At 40.1% G+C, this 17,951-nt stretch carries 19 protein-coding genes; 4 read left to right on the top strand and 15 right to left on the bottom strand.

The features are described from left to right. The first annotated feature begins 342 nt into the window (after positions 1-342). Both AC2JBO_RS32330 and AC2JBO_RS32325 read left to right on the top strand, forming a co-directional pair. On the top strand, positions 343-921 hold the full coding sequence (locus AC2JBO_RS32330) for a Uma2 family endonuclease (RefSeq protein WP_496957730.1): 579 nt from the start codon (positions 343-345) through the stop codon (positions 919-921). A 26-nt stretch (positions 922-947) separates the two neighbouring features. Further along, positions 948-1,313, top strand: coding sequence for a DNA cytosine methyltransferase (locus AC2JBO_RS32325; RefSeq protein ID WP_496957729.1), 366 nt, complete (start codon positions 948-950; stop codon positions 1,311-1,313). Between the two features lie 146 nt (positions 1,314-1,459). Here the strand turns inward: AC2JBO_RS32325 and AC2JBO_RS32320 are convergent, their stop codons facing one another. The 6 genes from AC2JBO_RS32320 to AC2JBO_RS32295 form a co-directional block, all read right to left on the bottom strand. After that, complete coding sequence (locus tag AC2JBO_RS32320) at positions 1,460-1,657, bottom strand: type II toxin-antitoxin system VapB family antitoxin (RefSeq protein WP_496957728.1); 198 nt, start codon at positions 1,655-1,657, stop codon at positions 1,460-1,462. 87 nt (positions 1,658-1,744) lie between these two features. After that, entirely contained in the window at positions 1,745-2,398 is a 654-nt protein-coding gene (locus tag AC2JBO_RS32315) for a Uma2 family endonuclease (RefSeq protein ID WP_496957727.1), read from the bottom strand. A gap of 108 nt (positions 2,399-2,506) precedes the next feature. After that, complete coding sequence (ftsH3, locus tag AC2JBO_RS32310) at positions 2,507-4,363, bottom strand: ATP-dependent zinc metalloprotease FtsH3 (protein ID WP_496957726.1); 1,857 nt, start codon at positions 4,361-4,363, stop codon at positions 2,507-2,509. Positions 4,364-4,801: 438 nt separating this feature from the next. Continuing rightward, the gene (locus AC2JBO_RS32305; protein WP_496957733.1) at positions 4,802-5,590 is read right to left on the bottom strand and encodes an aminotransferase class IV; all 789 of its coding nucleotides are present in this window, start codon (positions 5,588-5,590) and stop codon (positions 4,802-4,804) included. Positions 5,591-5,845: 255 nt separating this feature from the next. Further along, positions 5,846-6,631, bottom strand: a complete 786-nt coding sequence (locus AC2JBO_RS32300) for a hypothetical protein (RefSeq protein WP_496957725.1) — start codon at positions 6,629-6,631, stop codon at positions 5,846-5,848. An 86-nt stretch (positions 6,632-6,717) separates the two neighbouring features. Next, the gene (locus tag AC2JBO_RS32295) at positions 6,718-7,536 is read right to left on the bottom strand and encodes an LssY C-terminal domain-containing protein (RefSeq protein ID WP_496957724.1); all 819 of its coding nucleotides are present in this window, start codon (positions 7,534-7,536) and stop codon (positions 6,718-6,720) included. Between the two features lie 52 nt (positions 7,537-7,588). Here AC2JBO_RS32295 and AC2JBO_RS32290 point away from each other — a divergent pair, with 52 nt between their 5' ends. Then, positions 7,589-8,035: a PPC domain-containing protein gene (locus AC2JBO_RS32290; protein ID WP_496957723.1), complete on the top strand. Its 447-nt coding sequence runs from the start codon at positions 7,589-7,591 to the stop codon at positions 8,033-8,035. A 74-nt stretch (positions 8,036-8,109) separates the two neighbouring features. Here AC2JBO_RS32290 and AC2JBO_RS32285 read toward each other — a convergent pair whose 3' ends face one another. From AC2JBO_RS32285 to prfB, 6 genes are all read right to left on the bottom strand, one after another. Next, positions 8,110-8,871, bottom strand: coding sequence for an MBL fold metallo-hydrolase (locus AC2JBO_RS32285; protein WP_496957722.1), 762 nt, complete (start codon positions 8,869-8,871; stop codon positions 8,110-8,112). Positions 8,872-8,877: 6 nt separating this feature from the next. Further along, positions 8,878-9,474 carry an anthranilate synthase component II gene (locus AC2JBO_RS32280; RefSeq protein WP_496957721.1) on the bottom strand — a complete coding sequence of 199 codons (597 nt, stop codon included), beginning with the start codon at positions 9,472-9,474 and terminating at the stop codon, positions 8,878-8,880. A gap of 141 nt (positions 9,475-9,615) precedes the next feature. Beyond that, complete coding sequence (locus tag AC2JBO_RS32275) at positions 9,616-10,068, bottom strand: diacylglycerol kinase family protein (protein WP_496957732.1); 453 nt, start codon at positions 10,066-10,068, stop codon at positions 9,616-9,618. A gap of 271 nt (positions 10,069-10,339) precedes the next feature. Beyond that, the gene (gene ybeY, locus AC2JBO_RS32270; RefSeq protein ID WP_496957720.1) at positions 10,340-10,891 is read right to left on the bottom strand and encodes an rRNA maturation RNase YbeY; all 552 of its coding nucleotides are present in this window, start codon (positions 10,889-10,891) and stop codon (positions 10,340-10,342) included. A gap of 55 nt (positions 10,892-10,946) precedes the next feature. Then, complete coding sequence (locus AC2JBO_RS32265; protein ID WP_496957719.1) at positions 10,947-11,099, bottom strand: DUF3285 domain-containing protein; 153 nt, start codon at positions 11,097-11,099, stop codon at positions 10,947-10,949. Between the two features lie 155 nt (positions 11,100-11,254). Further along, positions 11,255-12,368, bottom strand: a protein-coding gene (gene prfB / locus AC2JBO_RS32260) for a peptide chain release factor 2 (RefSeq protein WP_496957731.1) whose coding sequence is annotated in 2 segments (ribosomal slippage) — positions 11,255-12,295 and positions 12,297-12,368 — 1,113 coding nt in all. Because the reading frame shifts where the segments join, the coding sequence is not laid out codon by codon here. A 313-nt stretch (positions 12,369-12,681) separates the two neighbouring features. Here prfB and AC2JBO_RS32255 point away from each other — a divergent pair. Then, a complete protein-coding gene (locus tag AC2JBO_RS32255; protein WP_496957718.1) occupies positions 12,682-15,465 on the top strand; it encodes a right-handed parallel beta-helix repeat-containing protein in 2,784 nt (927 codons plus the stop codon). Here AC2JBO_RS32255 and AC2JBO_RS32250 read toward each other — a convergent pair. The 3 genes from AC2JBO_RS32250 to AC2JBO_RS32240 form a co-directional block, all read right to left on the bottom strand. Then, positions 15,440-16,192 (bottom strand): HNH endonuclease, encoded by a 753-nt coding sequence (locus tag AC2JBO_RS32250; RefSeq protein ID WP_496957717.1) that lies wholly within the window; start codon positions 16,190-16,192, stop codon positions 15,440-15,442. The genes AC2JBO_RS32255 and AC2JBO_RS32250 overlap by 26 nt on opposite strands. Beyond that, the gene (locus tag AC2JBO_RS32245) at positions 16,167-17,099 is read right to left on the bottom strand and encodes a Dam family site-specific DNA-(adenine-N6)-methyltransferase (protein ID WP_496957716.1); all 933 of its coding nucleotides are present in this window, start codon (positions 17,097-17,099) and stop codon (positions 16,167-16,169) included. The genes AC2JBO_RS32250 and AC2JBO_RS32245 overlap by 26 nt, the downstream gene beginning before the upstream one ends. A 356-nt stretch (positions 17,100-17,455) precedes the next feature. Further along, the gene (locus tag AC2JBO_RS32240) at positions 17,456-17,686 is read right to left on the bottom strand and encodes an addiction module protein (RefSeq protein ID WP_496957715.1); all 231 of its coding nucleotides are present in this window, start codon (positions 17,684-17,686) and stop codon (positions 17,456-17,458) included. Between the last annotated feature and the right edge of the window lie 265 nt (positions 17,687-17,951).

The following is a 17,951-nucleotide window of genomic DNA, read 5'->3' as shown; positions in this document are numbered from 1 at the left end:
CAATACCTCCCTGCTCCCGATGCCAAAAAGTTATGTGTACACGGTAGCCTTAATAAGGGGGGGCTAAGAATGACCCTTTTGTACCCCCTTATTAAGGGAGGCAGGGGGGATTAGAATCTGCGCCAACGCCCCAAAATTAATGACATGAACCACTACTAGGAAAATATACCCACAGTTCCTAGAGGATAAGCTAGATGTAAATATCCTCTAGGAAAAACTATTCTCAGTGTCTCTGTAATATGAAAAAGTAACGAATACAACACCGCTTTACTTTTACTGTTGCCTTCTCCAAAATATAAAATTAGATAAATACTCTTTAACTTTCAAGTTACTATTATAGTTATGCAAAGTATAGAAACTACCTTTAATCTTCGTTTATGGACAGTTGATGAATACCATCGTATGGCTTCTAATGGTATTTTGGACAATTCAGAACGATTAGAACTTCTCGAAGGAAAAATTATTTGGATGAGCGCAAAGGGAACAGCACATAGGTCAGCGGTAGGTAGAGCAGATTACTTATTTAAAGACGCTTTGAAAAATCGCGCGTGGGTATCTATCCAAGACCCAATATCTTTAAGTAATAATTCTGAGCCAGAACCTGATGTAGCTGTAGTTAAAATAGACCCTTTAGATTACGCTGACCATCATCCTACTCCAGAAGAAGTTTATTTGATTATCGAAGTTGCAGATAGTAGTTTAAAATTTGACTGCGATACCAAAGGCAAAGCTTACGCAAAAGCGGGTATTACTGATTACTGGGTTTTAGATGTACTTAACCGTGAATTATATGTATATAGACAACCAACACTAGAAGGTTACAAAAGTAAAACTATTTTGAGTGAAGATAAAACTATTTCACCATTACAATTCCCTGATTTAGTAATTTGTATTGAAGAAATGCTGCCACCTACTAGCTAAAATATACATTTAATATTTATATAATTATGACTATATATACGTTTTTAGACTTATTTGCAGGCGCCGGAGGATTTACAGAAGGAATGTTGTTAGCCAGTCGCAATGAGAGTTGTTTTAAATTAGTTGCAGCAATTGACATACATCCAAACGCGCAATTAACACATAAAAATAGATTTAGCAAGCAATTAGGTATAAATTATTCCTTTCTTGTAGAAGATATTAGCTCAGATAGTTTTGTTCAAAATATTTTAGATTGTATAAATAATCAAATTGGCGAGTCTTGTATTGATGTCATAGTAGGAGGACCACCCTGCCAAGGATTTTCAGTTTTTGGAAAACGCAATGAAGAAGACCCTCGTAATGATTTGTTGTTCAATGTTACGAATCCCTGATAGCACTTCTTGACGTACAGCACCTAATAAAACTACTCGACCATCAGTAATAAAACTATACAACTGGTTGACAACAGGCATTGCCTCTGGAGGATTATTTCGCCGTAAGGCTAATGACCATACAGAAGTATCTACAACTATTTTCATTACTTTTGCCGTTGTTTTTTATAGTTATAGTCTTCGTCGTAATCAATTGTCCCAAACAAATCTATAATCTTTATTTGCTTGCGACGTTGCACGTATTCACGCAAAGCTTGCTCAACTACATCGCGTTCGCTTTGTTGGCTGTCGAAGGTTAGGGCTTCTTTTATTAAAGCCTCATCAATTTGGATATTAATTGCCATAAGTTACTTATTATTACAGCACTCTTAATTTTAACAAAAATAAGGTGGGCAATGTTACCAACTTAAATGGTATGTAATGGTATTAGATCAAAGACTGTCAGGGTCTATACCTAAATCGCGTAATTTCTGTGCTAATTTTGCCGCGCGCTCCTCTGGAGTTAATAAACGCTTCCCTTGTTCGTTATACCAATATACCCATTCGCGCGGAATATCTTGATAAGTTCCCCGTTCTATTCCTATACCTAAACCGACTTCTGGTAGCCAAGCAGGGTTTCCTGATAACAATTGATATTGGTCATTCACTAATTTATACACTTCAAAGCGTGCTTTACGACGGCGCCCAGGATTGTAAACAACGTAATATAAAACACCTAGTGAAGCATACTGGTTTTTTTTGCTGGAATATTCGCCATGATAAGTTTGAGATACTATTTCTAATGCTAAAATAGGCACTTGCTCTTCTTCCCAAATTGCATAACTCAAGCGTAAATTTTCGTCAAAATACCGTTCAACTCCCAAACTGAGAAAGCAATCTGGTACTATTGGGGGTAAATCAGGGTCATAATAAACAGCCATGTCTACCCCAAAAAACCAATCCATCCGTTCTGACCAAGCCATTGCCAAGATTGCTTTTAATAAATGAGGTATTAAATCTTGTAGTTCATTATCCACAGGCGTATCGTCCGAGTCAGGCAGTTCTTCAGTAGAAGGGAAGCAAGATAATGGATTGTACTCTAGCATAATATATTAACTTTTATTTACAATCCAGAATTAGTTAACTCTGTAATTTTAGCAAAAAGTAAGGCGGGCATTGCCCACCCTACAAATTAATTCCTAATTCCTAACTTCTTACGCAAATGCTGCGGTTTGTACGTCGTTGTTTGCAAGTAACTCTTGTAGTTCTTCTGCGTCAACGGTTTCTTTTTCAACCAACATATCTGCTAGTTTGTCAAGAATGTGCTTGTTGTTGAGTAGCACTTCTTTCGCACGTTTGTAAGCAACGTCTACTAATTTACGTACTTCTTCGTCAATGGAAGCAGCGGTTTCTTCTGAGAAGTCACGTTCGGACATGATGTCACGACCCAAGAACATGTTACCTTGCTGGCGCCCTAAAGCAACAGGTCCAAGTTTGTCGCTCATCCCGAAGCGTGTCACCATTTGACGGGCAACGCGCGCAACTTGTTGTAAGTCACCGGAAGCACCTGTTGTTACTTCTTCATCACCAAAGATTAATTCTTCAGCAATACGTCCACCCAAAGCAACAGCCATTTGGTTTTCCAAATAGGAGCGACTGTAAAGTCCACTGTCCATCCGGTCTTCAGAAGGAGTAAACCAAGTCAAACCACCTGCACGACCGCGCGGGATAATGCTGATTTTTTGTACTGGGTCATAGTCGGGCATTAATGCACCAACGAGAGCGTGACCTGCTTCGTGATACGCTACTAACTGCTTGCGACGTTCGCTCATTACACGGTCTTTCTTCTCAGGCCCCGCTAATACACGGTCGATAGCATCGTTAATTTCGTCCATCGAAATTTCGGTGAGGTTGCGACGTGCAGCCAAAATTGCTGCTTCGTTGAGCAAGTTCGATAAGTCAGCACCTGTAAACCCTGGAGAACGACGTGCAATTCTTTCGATATCTACGTCTTTACCTAAAGTTTTACCACGCGCGTGTACTTTGAGAATTTCTACACGTCCAGCATAGTCAGGACGGTCTACTACAACCTGACGGTCGAAACGACCAGGACGTAATAACGCTGCATCTAATACATCAGGACGGTTGGTAGCAGCAATGATAATAATACCTGTGTTACCTTCAAACCCATCCATTTCTGTAAGCAACTGGTTAAGGGTTTGTTCACGTTCGTCGTTACCACCACCTAAACCGGCGCCACGTTGACGACCTACTGCGTCAATTTCATCTATAAATACAATACATGGTGCATTAGCTTTTGCTTGCTCGAACAAGTCACGAACGCGCGAAGCACCTACACCCACAAACATCTCAACAAACTCTGAACCAGAGATGGAGAAGAACGGTACACCAGCTTCACCTGCAACAGCACGCGCTAATAAGGTTTTACCAGTCCCTGGAGGTCCAACTAATAACACACCTTTAGGAATTTTGGCGCCAATAGCAGTAAAGCGGTCGGCGTTTTTGAGGAAGTCAACAACCTCATTCAACTCCAACTTAGCTTGGTCGATACCAGCAACATCACCAAATGTAACTTGGGTTTGTGGCTCCATTTGCACCCGTGCGCGCGACTTACCAAAGTTCATCGCTTGGCTACCTGGACCATTTTGCGCTCGGCGAAGTAAGAAAAACAAACCTACTAGTAGCAATACTGGGAAAAATAAACTGCTAAGTGCCTTCAACCAAAAACCTTCGTCGGTTTGAGGTAAAACGCTAATATCTACGTCTTTCTCAATAAGTCTATTAACTAATCCTTGGTCGTCTTTTACCAAATTAACTAAAACTTGGTTGCCGTTTTGCGCCTTAACGATAGCTTGTGTGCGGTCTGCACTTAGTTTCACTTGTGCGACGTTACCTTTGTCTACTTCAGTCAGGAACTGTTGATAACGCCATGTTTCCCTACTTTGAGGCTGCTTGTCAAAGAACGCTGTACCTAGCGCAATGACTACAATGAACAGAAGTGCGTACAGCCCTGCGCTTCTCCACTTTTTATTATTATTGTTACTATTCACTCTCAGTTAATCCTCCGGTACATGTTTTGCCGTCGCATAGCGCCTCATCAAATGAGAATCGCAGAGCGTTCCTTTCGTCAATGGGTTTAGTTAAGAATTATGTTAACTTATTTTAAGGTATCGCAAAATGCTCTCATATTCATGTAAAAGCAAAAAATTGTAGTTTTGATTCGCTACGTAAAGTCAAACAGGCAGGCACCCAATTGACACCAAACCCTTGAAGATATATTGTAACGAGCGAATTAAGTAGGTGCCTGAGTACATATAGACGGATTACACTACAAAAAAATTTCTTGTGGAACTTCTTGTGGAACCTCTTGTGGACGGGCGTCCTCGCCCGTTACATTCAGAGCCAGGATACCCACCCCACCGTGCTGTAGAGACGCGACTTAATCGCGTCTCTACAAAGGTACGATTTTTATCAATAATGTAAGAATGCTATATATGAAAAAATTGTTGTAAAAGCTTCAAACTGCTATGTTCTATATTATATGTTAGTTTGCCTGTGGGTTGAATAACAGTGTGAATAGGTATAAGTTCTACTACACAATTACTGTAAGCAAGTGTCTTAAAGCTACTAACTAACTCTATATTCCAAGGTTCTTCGCGTACTACCTGATTTTGCTTGATCAAACTAGTTTTTATATACTCCCGCGCGATTCCTGGTAAAATACCCGCATTAATTGGAGGAGTCCACCATTCGTCATCCTTCCATCCCCAAAGATTACCTGTTGTCGTTTCTAACCAGTTTCCTTCGTCGTCTATAAATATAGCTTCTTGAGAATTATGATTTTGAGCAGCCGAAGCTTTTGCTAAGATTGGTGCCAGATAGTTTCCTGTTTTGTGAGTAGGCAGTGAACGGTAATAATCTCTAACTATACTCGCTGTAACTCCATGTTTTTGTTTTTGAGCTAAGTCGGGTGCCAGCATTCTCCCTGTTATCCACTCTTTTCCATCTGGAAACACCGTTATTCGCAGTACAGGAAAATGCTGTTTCAGTAATTCGGCGCCTGAACGTATAGAGTCCCAATTTGGTTGCTTCCAGTTAAAATACTTTAAGGAAGTTTTTATACGCTCTAGATGTGCTTGCCATTGCGTCAAAGGATTATCCAGAGAGTTATATACCCGTAGTGTCGTAAAAACGGTGGCACCGTATAATAACCCTGGATTGTTAATATCTAACTCAATGGTTTGTGAATTGATAAGTTTATTGTTGTACCAAAAAATAGATTTAACTCCTATTTATATGATATGTTACTGCTCAGGTGCCGAATGCCTATAGTTTTAGTGTGTTGGATAAACGAACCGCAAAGGACGCAAAGGACGCAAAGAAAGAATTAAGAAGAAAGAACTCCCCAAAACTATTGACACAGACTACTAATAGTGCAGCGTGGCTAAAAAACTCGTACCAGCTATAAAAAGCGCGCAAAGCTTGTGGGTAATGGTTTCTTTCTTTTGACTTTTGACTTTTGCCTTGTTGCACTAGTCGTTTTGAGGAAGTTTGATTTGATTACCTTGAGGGGTACTAATAACTTGACCACCTAAAGCTTCTATAGCACGAATCGCGCGTTTTTCGGTTTCTTTGTCAACTTGATTTTGTAATACCATTCCCCATGCTGCAATTTGCGCGCGTTTACTGTTGGGGTTGCGGGCGAGGAAATTAGCTGTATTTTGAGAAATACTCGCAGAAAACTTACTATTTTCGTCTGAATGTTTGCTTGCCCAGTCTGCTGCTGACTGAAATGATTTTCTAGCAGCTTGAGAATTACCTAAAAATAATAGCTCATCGATTCCTTTGTATCGCCATACATAGTATGAATCAGGAGGCACCCAAGGAGTAAGCTGTTTTAAACCTCGTTCAGTAATTTTGACCGAACGTTCGGGCATTGCGGCATACATTGATGTACTTGTAGAAAGTCCTAAATATGCGAGTCGAAAACGCGGGTCATGTTTAAGGATTATTTCAAAATACTCAGGACTTAAAGCGTAACCTGTTTTTGCACGAGCTTCATCATCACCAAAGTATTGTAGAAAGCTTAAATACATCCAGTTGGCAAGCAAATTATCGTAGCCAAACGAAGGTATTTTCTGGAGTAACTTTAAACGTGCTTCTTCAACTCTAACATCGCGTTCTAAAGCTTCAGATGACAACCCCTGCTTTTTAGACAGCGTTTTATTCATGCGCGGATACTGGAGCAATGTTACTCCAATAACACATAATAGTGTCGTAAGCGATACTCCGATGATTTGACGAGACAGTGCAAACATTTTGCCAGCAGTAGCTATAAGATGTACGGTAATTACATACTTAGTATTCCCAGAATTGCATAAAAGTTAAACAGGTCAATGAAATATTACTTAAATAAGTGTCGCAATGAAGACCATACTTTGTTCTTTATTTCTACGACTACAGGATTTGGTGACTTGGTTATAGGCACCTTCTGTACTTCGTTATTAGCTGACAGTACACCAATAGTCAATTCGCCATCTGTATAGTAATAGTCACCACCACCATTACGTCCCTGTAAAGTTGCTCCAACACCTGTTACTTGGTACTCATTCTTGATTTGATGTGCTTTTTCAAGATAGCTCATTAATGTATCTCGTTCTTCATCAATATTGGCATCAATACGATGGGTAATTTGTCCAGTATAATGACTCAGTTCTACACTAGTGTCGAATGTTGCAGAACCAAGCCAAACTGGTCTATTATCTGAACTTGTTTCATTCGACTGCCATAAACGCACATGATGACGTTTTTTCGCGGTGTTACCTACAGGCAGTTCAAAAGCCAAATCTTGTTTACGTCCCCACAGATATAAGCTGCTAACAGGAGCAGTTGGATAAGAATTTTTTAAAAGGACGCTTTTTGCAATACCGATACTTGAACGGAGCGTAATGGGGTCGGCAGGATACCACCCAGCAGTTAGTAGTGCATTCACAACTTCTTCCTTGGTGCCAACTAAACCCACGTTAATGGGGTCACCAGAAATACCTTCAGCAGTTTGAGTTGTTTTTGGTGAATGCTCTAATTTAGGGTTATGTTCGTAGTGGCGCCACAAAGCTGGTAAAATCACGTAAGTTCCAACACCGTATATACATACTATAGTAAATACAGTAACAATCGCATTTCGCAGTTGATTATGGCGTTTAGGGAGCGTATCACTTGACATAAGAGTAACAATCTAATTAGTCTTAGATGCCAGATATTATTAATAATTAAACATGAATTTTTTTGTACGTAAAATTGTAATAGCTTCAACCGTAATATTAATTAATCAAACGGGGAGTGCTGTAATTGCTGCAACACCAAGCCAAACATATAACCCAATACCCCTGACACTTGGTAAAGAAATTAAGGATAACTTAACAAAGTCTGATTTTCCGACAGGGGAAGGAGGCTTCGCGCGCGATTATACCATTAACTTACGCGCAGGCGACCAAATTGTTATTGATTTGAAGTCTGACAGCTTTGATGCAATTGTCTCCTTAATCGGCGCCAAGGGTTTAGTTGTTGGTGAAAACGACGATGCAGCAGAAGGAACAACTAATTCGCTGTTGTTCGAGCGCATTGCCAAAGATGGTAATTATATTGTTCGAGTACGTAGCTTTGGTAGTGAGCCTAATGAAGGTGCATTTATACTCAAGGTAACGCGATTACGTGCAGAGTAAGATGTGACTTTGGTGCGTGACGCCACAAGATTATTAGTTTTGCTTGACAATTGTTATAGCGTCACGCACCCTACTCAAAACCTATAACTCATAACTTGAATTGTTGTAGCTTCAGGTAAATTACGGGACAAGAGTGAAATAGTATCGCTGTTACTACGTCTGATGGGTGTACCTTGCATGACGTTAAGAAACTCATCAATTGGAGCAATATCACATTTTGCATCAGCAGCTTGAGTACGAAAGTGTGTAGGAACTACCAATTTCGGATTTAATGCTTGAACTGCTTGCTTTGCTTCGGCCGCGTTATATGCTTTTTGCCCACCACCTACAGGCACAAATAAAATATCTGGGCGCCCAAACAAAACTTTTTGCTCGAACGTCATGGGCGCCGCTGGGGCACCTAAGTGAGTAATTTTAACACCAGCTTGGCTCCAACCCCAGGCAGCATTGATCCCAAACTGTTTTCCACCCCTGCGGTCATGGTCAATACCAACACCCTGGAATTTAATTCCCTTAAAGTCATAAACACCAGGTTCGTAAATTAACTTTGGATTACCCGGTAAACCCTCAACCGCACCTTCATCAAAAAGCTGACTACTTATCAAAACCAAATCAGCTGCGACTTTAGGAGCGCGATACTTAGCAGTACAGCCAAGCGTGCGAAACGGATTGACTAAAATTCTTAGACCCCCGCCAGTAAACAGAAAGCAGGTATGACCCAACCACTGTACTGATAATCCGCCGGACTGTGCGAAAACTTTCGATCCTGCTAAGGTAGTAATCAATGCTGTAGCTAAAGAAGCCCCAGTAAAGCCTATCAACTCTCTTCGTTTCATTGATTTTTATCTCGCCTGTATTTGTGAGAGAAAATTACGTAGCAACTGCTTACCAGAAGTAGTAAGAACACTCTCTGGATGAAACTGGACGCCTTCAATATGAGGATAGTTCCGATGGCGCACACCCATAATCGTGCCATCATCAACCCAAGCTGTAATCTCTAATACTTCGGGACATGTGTCGCGGTCAATAACTAAGCTGTGATAGCGAGTTGCAGTCATCGGGTTTTCAATACCTTTGAAAACACCAACCCCTGTGTGCGACACTTCGGAAGTTTTGCCGTGCATCAGTTCCTTGGCAGCAGTAATCTTACCACCAAATACTTGACCAATACTTTGATGACCCAAGCATACTCCTAAGATGGGCAGTTTCTCACCTAGTTGCTCGATTATTAACTGTGAAATTCCTGCATCTTCTGGGCGCCCTGGACCTGGAGATATGACAATGCCGTCACAAGGAAGCGCGCGAAGTTCTTCGATTGATATTTTATCATTGCGAAAAACCTGAATATCTGCTGCAACCGGGAAGTCTGCCGCAAGCTCTCCTAAATACTGAACTAAATTATATGTAAAACTATCGTAGTTATCGATGACTATCAGCACCGTGACAATAACTCCTGTATTTTATCGCTGCTCCCGCATTTTCTCTGATTTTTGCAGGATTTTAAAGTCATCTCAATACGATATACTTTGCGAATGCGTTTTTACTTTTTACTTTTTACTTTTTACTTTTGCCTTGTTGTACTAGAGTTGTGCCATGACTAGCTTGATTAACGGGGGTAGTAAAAGTATTGCAGCAACGAGTACTGCGACTAAAGCTGAAATTAATACAGCAGCAGCAGCACAGTCTTTGGCTATTTTTGCTAAATCATGATACGTTTGTTTTACAGTTAAGTCAACTAAAGACTCGATAGCTGTATTTACCAACTCTAAAGCTAAAACTAAACCGCTAGTTATGCCAATTACCGCTATTTCTACTGCTTGCAAATGTAAAAACAAGCTAAGGCATAGAGCTAGTGTACCAACAAAAACATGAATACGAAAATTACGCTGTGTCGTAAAAGCGTAACTGACTCCAGCCCAGGCGTATTTAAAGCTTACTAGTAAATTTGAGGCAACCTTCCAAGATAATTGTCGTTCTACGACAACTGGTTCTATGGAGTTGGCTTTGGGTAGTGGTGTTAGTTTTTGCGACATAGACATATAAATAAGTGATTAAGATAGCGAAGTATGTTTTTATCTAATATACGCTTGTTACAACTTAAGCTAGGTAAAGTATGGCACTGGCGCCAATTTATTTAATCAAAATTTAGTACGAATGATACAAAATCTACAGGTAGAGGCAATTATTTAATCAATAATTCATATATTATTAATGAAAATTTTATACATACCTCTATTTCAAAGCGTAGGAGACGCCGAAGCCAGACTTTGTAAGCAGCACGATTTAAGCAAGTAAATATTAACACTAATTTATATCAATAGAAATACCTATTTGTTTCAGCATTACCACTTGCTGTTTTAACATTCTTTCTAGTGTTTCGTCATCCGGATGGTCCCAACCTAATAAATGTAGCAGTCCATGTGCGCTCAACCAAGCTAACTCAGTTGAGAGTGCATGACCCTGTGAAAGTGCCTGTCGATTCGCTGTCTCGACAGAAATAATGATATCGCCCAAGTATAATGGTAAGTCAAAATCGTCTAACACTGGTTGAGGAGAGTCAACCTCCAGTGCTGCAAAAGCCAACACATCCGTTGGCTTATTTTGATGACGATACTGAGAATTCAAAGACTGAATTTCATAGTCAAGAGTCAAGCGCAGCGCTATCTCATAACATAACTGTGAATTGGGCGCCTTTAGAATTTCTTCACCTGGTATATCTTCCAGTGTTTCTAGCCATACCCTAAACCATTCAGCCCAAGTTTCTGAGTCAATTTGAGCATCGTTATAAGTAGCGCGCGTTTCTTCGCTATCATTCAACTCATCAAAACAGTTTTGTACACAAAGTTCAACCAGCACTCTTAACTTACACCCCAAAACAAAGTACTCTTTTTCTCTTAATTAACTTTTCTGATTAACGAGTTAGGTAAGCTAACCCAATCAATACAGCTAATAACCCCACAGTTGTCAGAGCAAAATGCTTGAGAGAAGTAAGACGCTTTTGTACCATGTTTCGCATGGCGAGTTTAACATAACTTGGTTTTGATTCGGTAGAAGAATTACTCATGATGATTTGCTCACAAATCCTTACTAATAATGTAACAGTTTGTTGAGAATATAGGGTGCCAGTTTGCCAACGGGGAAGTAGAAAGTGCTGAGTGCTAAGTGCTGAGTAAGCGAGAAGTTAAAACTCAGCACTCATTACTCAGCACTCAGCACTCATTATGTTTCGACCAATTGATTTTCCTGTCTGAGGTAAGACTGAATAAATGGGTCGAGTTCGCCGTTCATAACATCGGTGATGGCTGTGGTTTCCAAGTTAGTACGTAAATCCTTTACCAGTTGGTAAGGATGGAATACGTAGTTACGAATTTGGTTGCCCCAAGATGCGTCTGCGATATCACCGCGAATTTCTGCAATTTCTTTCGCGCGCTGTTGTTGGGCAATGACTAATAGTTTTGCTTTTAAGCGCGCGAGGGCTTTGTCTTTATTTTGTAGCTGACTGCGTTCTTCGGTACATCGTACAGCAATACCTGTAGGAAGGTGGACGACACGCACGGCAGTTTCCACTTTGTTGACGTTTTGTCCACCTTTGCCACCAGACCTAGATGTAGTGATTTCCAAGTCTTTTTCTGGTATATCTAACTGGACACTACTATCAATTTGTGGCATCACCTCAACTCCAGCGAAACTTGTTTGTCGTTTGCCGTTGGCATTAAAGGGTGATATTCGCACTAAGCGGTGCGTCCCCATTTCCGAACGCAAGTAACCGTAAGCATAACGCCCAGTAATTTCGATTGTTGCAGATTTTATTCCTGCTTCGTCGCCTTCGGATTCTTCGACTAAGTTTACCTTGTAACCGTGGTCTTCACCCCAGCGAGTGTACATTCTCAGTAACATCTGCGCCCAGTCTTGAGCATCTGTACCTCCGGCGCCTGCGTTAATTGATATTACGGCGCCTTCTTTATCGTACATACCGGAAAGTAACTGCTCTAATTCCCAGTTATCAAGTTCGCGGTTGAGTTTGGTGATAGTAGACTCAGCTTCTTTGAGTAACCCTTCGTCAGATTCTAATTCTAAAAGTTCTACAACAGCTTTAGTATCTTCCAAATTACTTTGCCACTGTTGATATTGTGACAGGTGTGCCTTGAGTTCATCAAGCTCCTGCATTGTTTGCTGCGCGTTGGTTTGGTCGTTCCAAAACTCAGGTTGTGCTGAGACTTGTTCTAAGTCTTGAATTTTGGCTGTTAGTGCAGGTAGGTCAAAGATAGTCCTGGGTTTTACCCAGGCGGCGAGACAACGTTTCGATTTCCCTTTTAAGTTCCAATACGTCCATAGGACTCATTTCAATAATTGCATTTATGATTATTACACTTAAATTGCATTGAGTGCTGTAGTTCAATAGTATTGTATATTTACCCATCAATTGAGTAACAATGCGTCGTGCTGGAATGGGCATCCTTGCCCGTCCCTAATTGTAGGGCTTCATCAAAAATTTATGGTAATTTCACTGATTGCTGATGTATTTTATCGCGTTAACGTCGCTGTTATATGAAAAGGATACAAGTATAACAAACACGCGCGCAATGAGAAACACATTAAAATACAGCATCATTGGACTAGTCTCTTGCTTCATATCGGCCACTTCTGTGGTCGCACAAACAACAAACAACTCAGTAATTCCGCGATTTAGCGGCAGTTTCACAACGACTGGTGCCGGTTATCAAGAGCCTTATTTTGGTATTGAGGGGTTTATTCCATTTCAAAACGCTACAAATGGTAACTTAACTTTCTTAGAAGGGCGCCTGTTAGTATCCACCGATGCAACAATGGGAGGCAATATATTACTTGGACATAGATTTAGTGCTTCTAATGATGCAGTATGGGGTGGTTATGTTGCTTATGATATTCGTGATACAGGTAATAAAGTTTTTAACCAAATTGGTTTAGGGTTGGAGCGATTAGGAAAAAATTGGGATATACGTGCGAACGGTTATATACCTGTGGGTGAAAGTAAACAAGTAATTTCTGAGTCTTTTCGCAGCTTGGGATTTACTGGTAATAGTTTGATGTTAGATGTTAACAGGCAGTTTGAAGTTGCGCTAGCTGGGTTTGACGTAGAAGCAGGTGTACCAGTCGCACGTTGGGGTACAGGTGATTTACGTGCGTATGGAGGAATGTACTATTACACTGGGGAAAGTGTCGGCAGTGCATTGGGAGTACGAGGAAGATTAATAGCTAACCCAACTAATAATATGAGTTTGGGTCTGACGTTACAGCATGACTCTATATTTGATACTCGATTAGTATTTAATGCCAATTTTGACTTTGCTGGTAGTTCACGTCGTGTTCTTAGTAATGACGTAAAAACCCGGTTAGCAGAGTCAGTGCAACGTATTCCAACTATAGGAGTTATCGGTAAGATTGAAAACACTCAAGAACCTGCAACCAGTTCCGAAACTCGTCAACCTCTAGAGTTTCGCTACGTAACTCCAGGTACAGGAACAGGTGATGGAACAGTTGAAAACCCAACTGGTAATATTCAAACTGCTTTGAGTGGCGCCAAACCAGAAGATATTGTCTTAGTAGAATTTAGTAACTCTTCTTCTGAGGGATTTAATATTCCTGATGGTGTTAAGGTACTCTCAAATGCACTTCCACGCTTTGTAGAAACGCGCGAACTAGGAAGAGTACAAATACCAAATTCCGGAACTGGGCAATTACCCGTTGTTAACGGGACTGTAACGATGGGGAATAATACTACACTTGAAGGGTTTACAATAACTAACGCTACAGGTAACGCTATTCAAGCATCAGGTGTTAGCAATTTAACTATCACTAATAACCAAATTACTAACCCATCTGGACAGGGTATTAGTCTCAACGGTGTAGGTGGACGCAACATTATTAGCAATAACACAATTCAAAACACAGGTAGTCAAAGTATATTTCTACAAGGGTTTGGAAATAATCAGCAGTCATTCAACGTCGAAAATAACATTATTAATAACAGTCGCGCGCAAGGTATTTTCGCACAAGCGTCAGATACTTCACAGCAGCAAGTTAATCTCAAAGATAATTTAATTACTAACAGCACTGGTACTGGTGTTTTTGTCCAAGCTAATAATAATGCTAGTCAAACTGTAAACATTACAGGTATTGAAGCGCGCGGAACGGTTAAAGATAGTGTGGGTGATGGTGGACAAGGTATATTCGTAACAGCAAACGGTAACTCACAGCAAACTATAAAGATAGAAAACAGCACAGCATCGCTCAATGCGGCACAAGGTATATTTGTATCAGCAAATACTGGCGCCAAGCAAACCTTCACTATAGATAACTCAACAGCGACTCGTAACGCTGGACAAGGTGTGTTTGTGCAAGCAAACGGTAGCTCACAGCAAGAATTTACCATCAATCAAATAACTGCTAGTAATACAGTTAAAGATAGTAACGGTGATGGTGGTCAAGGTATATTTATTGCCGCTAACGGTGGACAACAGAAGTTTACTTTAAATAGCCCAGTAGTTACAGATAACTCATCGCAAGGTTTATTTATTTCCGCAAATGATGGAGCAAAACAAAATGTTACAGTTAATCAACCTACAGTAAATAATAACAGTGGTCAAGGAATTTTTGTGCAAGCAAATAGCTCTACACAAGATTTAGAAATCAAACAAGCTACTGTCAATAATACTACAAGGGATAGTAACGGTGATGGTGGACAAGGTATATTTATTGCAGCTAACGGTGGCGCCAAGCAAAGCTTGAAGTTAGATAACCCAACTGTAACGAATAGTGCAGGACAAGGTATATTTATTGCAGCTAGTGGTAAATTAGATACTCCGCAAACTCAGCAAACAGCTACACTGAATAATCCCAATATTAACGGTAGTCGCGGTCAGGGAGTATTTATCCAATCAAATGACAACGCACGGCAAGACTTTACACTCACCAACGGTAAAATTAATGATACCAAATTAGATAGTAACGGCGAAGGAGGTCAAGGAATATTCGTCCAAGCCAACGGTACACAGCAAAATATTAATATTAACAATACACAAATTAGTAATAGTGCTGGACAAGGAATATTTGTACAAACTAATGGCGCCGCAACTTCCAAAGTTAACATAAATAGTAATACAATAACTAACAGCGCTAGTAATGATATTTTCTTGCAAGCAAATGGCAGCTCTCAAATGACTGCAATTGCTGAATTAAATAACTTAGAGAACCAGTTAATAAATTCACTGAGTGCCGCTAATAACAGTGATAAACTAATGTGTTTAGCATTAAGGAACAATAAAAATACTACTGGTTTCTCGCTTCAGCGTAATAGTGGCGACTTTTTGGTAGTTGACCTAGATAATATAGGCGCCACAACTTTCCAACCCAATAAAAATAGCTTCACAAATGTAACAAATTGCCCGTAGCATAGGCGTCTCGCCTGTGCAGTTGTAAGGTGGGCATGATTAATTGGGGAATATCTTTGTCCATACTGACAGCTTGTTGTTTTAATCTTTCGTATAGTTCAACATCTTCTCCTTGCCATATCATATCAATTCTTCTAACCTGGCGCATTGCAATATGTGTATAATTTTCTGGATAAGCCCAGTAACAAGACAAACAAATTGATTTGTCTTTAATGCTATTCCAATTTTCACAATGCTCACATGACCAAGATTTCGCCCTGTTGGCAGAACCACAAAGCAACATAAAATTTTCAGCGGATAGTTCTGGCTCTCCATCAACCTCAAAGGGAATGCGGTGGTCAATTTGTAATTCGCGCTCTGGAATTTCTTCTAAATAAATAAAGCATTTACAACCATACCTTTTGACCAATTCAGTCTTTAACACTTTCGATAAACTTGTTCTACCATAAAATTTAGAAAACTTCGCCTTGCTAATATCTCCAAATTTATATGCAGCTATATTTCTACCATCGCTTCCTGTTACACGGAAAGTATCTAGAGGAATTCCGTTTTCACGAACATCTCTAGCTGCTCGTGGTGGATGATTATAGCCGTATGTATTTTTCAAGTCTTCAGTTGTTACAAAACCGTGTTGTAATATATGGTCGATAACAGCTTTCGGTCTTTTTGCAGTAACTGACCGACAAAGTTGTATAAAATCGTCAGGTAGCTGCTGTTGACTTTTCATAGCTTTCAAATAAATTTAGCTGTTTAGGCGCCTGGTTAATATAGCTTCGTGATAAGTGACCTGAATTGTGAAGTAAAGCAGGCGATAAGTACAAAGACTCTATTGTGACTTCCTCCCTACCTAATAATGTTGCTTGAGATGACCGCCCAACAACGATTTCTATTTTTGTGAGTTTTAAATGTGAAGGTAAGTCATTACCAAAAGTTTTATTTCCGCGTCTCCCATCGTAGCTAACTGCAAATGGTATGTGTCTACGATTCAAATTTTCAAGCGAATCAACAAAATCGTCAAAGTTTATTCCAGCAAGGTATCTTGAGTCTCTTTCTCCGCAAACTCCTTGGTAAGGAGGGTCAATATAAACAAAATCACTTTGTTTAACTTGGGCTAACACCTCTCTGTAATCTAAGCTCGTAAATACACACTTACTTTTAAGTAGTTTGGAAACACCTTCTATGTTTTTCCTCATTTTATCAGGGTGAGTTCCCTTACGCCGTTTGTCAGGGCTTTGATTAAAAAGTTTTTCAGAGTTGTATCTAACGGCGCCCTTAACACATCGCGCTAGCAAATATAAAAGAATTTTCGGGTCGTTAGTCTGATTAAATTTATACCTTGCTTGATAATAATGCTCTATAGAATCACTATGCTGTTGATTCCAGATTTCTGTATAGGCGCCTGCTATAGTTGACGGTTGTTCTACAATTAACTCTAGCAATTCCACTAGTGGCTTATTTAAATCATTTATCCAAAACTTCTGAGTTAGGAGTTTCCAAGATGCAGCAACACTTATTGCCGCAGTTCCCGCAAATGGTTCTACTAACCTTTCAACTTTTGCTGGAAGAAATTTTAAAATGTCAGGCGCCAAGTTTCTTTTACTACCCTGATATTGTACTGGATGTGGAATCGCCATATAGCACAGAACACATGAACTTAATTCAGATTATCACAGTAAACACACAGCACAGCGACACTGCCACAAAAGTTTCTTCATATCTTAAATTATCACGTTATTTGCTTACCGCGAAATATACGGAAAACACCATATGCTGATATGGCAAACAGCACAAACTTCATTACTTTCTCTATCTGCGACTTTTCCAGTATCCAGGTTCTCGACTGCAATGCATTACTGCTAAAGTAATAATATAGTCTTGCTCAATTGTGTAAAGAATTCCATATGGAAAACGATGTGCCATACCGGAGCCGCACATCTTCATCAATTATAGCGTAGCGTGTAGGTGACTGCTTCGGGATGAAATACATACTTCATGGCTCTAGCAACCGTCTTACAGTAGCAAGAGCTTCTTCTCCTGAAATTGGTTGTACAGAACCAGAGCGAATTTCTAAACGCCGTTTAAGAGCTTCAGTCATCCAAGCTGCTTGGATTGTTGGTTCAGTATCAAATTGCAAGCTTTCAAGTAACTTTTGGGCTAATAACGCCCTGGATGCACTCTTGAGTGCTAGGAGTTCTTCTGTCAGCTGCTCAATTGATTTCATGAAACCTCATGGAGATGTAAGTCCTATTATACAGGATAGCAGTTTCTACTTAAATGCAGTATCTTAGGCGGGACGCCTGTGCTACAAGAATTTCCTACTTCAGATTTTAAGGCGCCATATGCTCCATCACCTGTTATATCTAGGACTTACGCTACTGTCACAATTATTGTTTGGTGCGTGACGCTACAAGTCTTATAACTCCGTTGAAGTTTTTTCGTAGCGTCACACACCCTACGCTTTATATGTGCCAATTTCGTAAGTCCTA

This window comes from Calothrix sp. CBUCES-K 9914 (assembly GCF_059640475.1).
The sequence above is the reverse complement of the archived record's forward strand: the minus strand, read 5'-3'. Positions and strand labels throughout refer to the sequence as shown.

Bases quoted from the DNA above. Each gene is read 5' to 3' on its own strand.
- AC2JBO_RS32330 (WP_496957730.1), top strand. From the start codon at position 343: ATGCAAAGTATAGAAACTACCTTTAATCTTCGTTTATGGACAGTTGAT.
- AC2JBO_RS32325 (WP_496957729.1), top strand. From the start codon at position 948: ATGACTATATATACGTTTTTAGACTTATTTGCAGGCGCCGGAGGATTT.
- AC2JBO_RS32320 (WP_496957728.1), bottom strand. From the start codon at position 1,657: ATGGCAATTAATATCCAAATTGATGAGGCTTTAATAAAAGAAGCCCTA.
- AC2JBO_RS32315 (WP_496957727.1), bottom strand. From the start codon at position 2,398: ATGCTAGAGTACAATCCATTATCTTGCTTCCCTTCTACTGAAGAACTG.
- AC2JBO_RS32300 (WP_496957725.1), bottom strand. From the start codon at position 6,631: ATGTTTGCACTGTCTCGTCAAATCATCGGAGTATCGCTTACGACACTA.
- AC2JBO_RS32295 (WP_496957724.1), bottom strand. From the start codon at position 7,536: ATGTCAAGTGATACGCTCCCTAAACGCCATAATCAACTGCGAAATGCG.
- AC2JBO_RS32290 (WP_496957723.1), top strand. From the start codon at position 7,589: ATGAATTTTTTTGTACGTAAAATTGTAATAGCTTCAACCGTAATATTA.
- AC2JBO_RS32285 (WP_496957722.1), bottom strand. From the start codon at position 8,871: ATGAAACGAAGAGAGTTGATAGGCTTTACTGGGGCTTCTTTAGCTACA.
- AC2JBO_RS32275 (WP_496957732.1), bottom strand. From the start codon at position 10,068: ATGTCGCAAAAACTAACACCACTACCCAAAGCCAACTCCATAGAACCA.
- AC2JBO_RS32265 (WP_496957719.1), bottom strand. From the start codon at position 11,099: ATGAGTAATTCTTCTACCGAATCAAAACCAAGTTATGTTAAACTCGCC.
- AC2JBO_RS32250 (WP_496957717.1), bottom strand. From the start codon at position 16,192: ATGAAAAGTCAACAGCAGCTACCTGACGATTTTATACAACTTTGTCGG.
- AC2JBO_RS32245 (WP_496957716.1), bottom strand. From the start codon at position 17,099: ATGGCGATTCCACATCCAGTACAATATCAGGGTAGTAAAAGAAACTTG.
- AC2JBO_RS32240 (WP_496957715.1), bottom strand. From the start codon at position 17,686: ATGAAATCAATTGAGCAGCTGACAGAAGAACTCCTAGCACTCAAGAGT.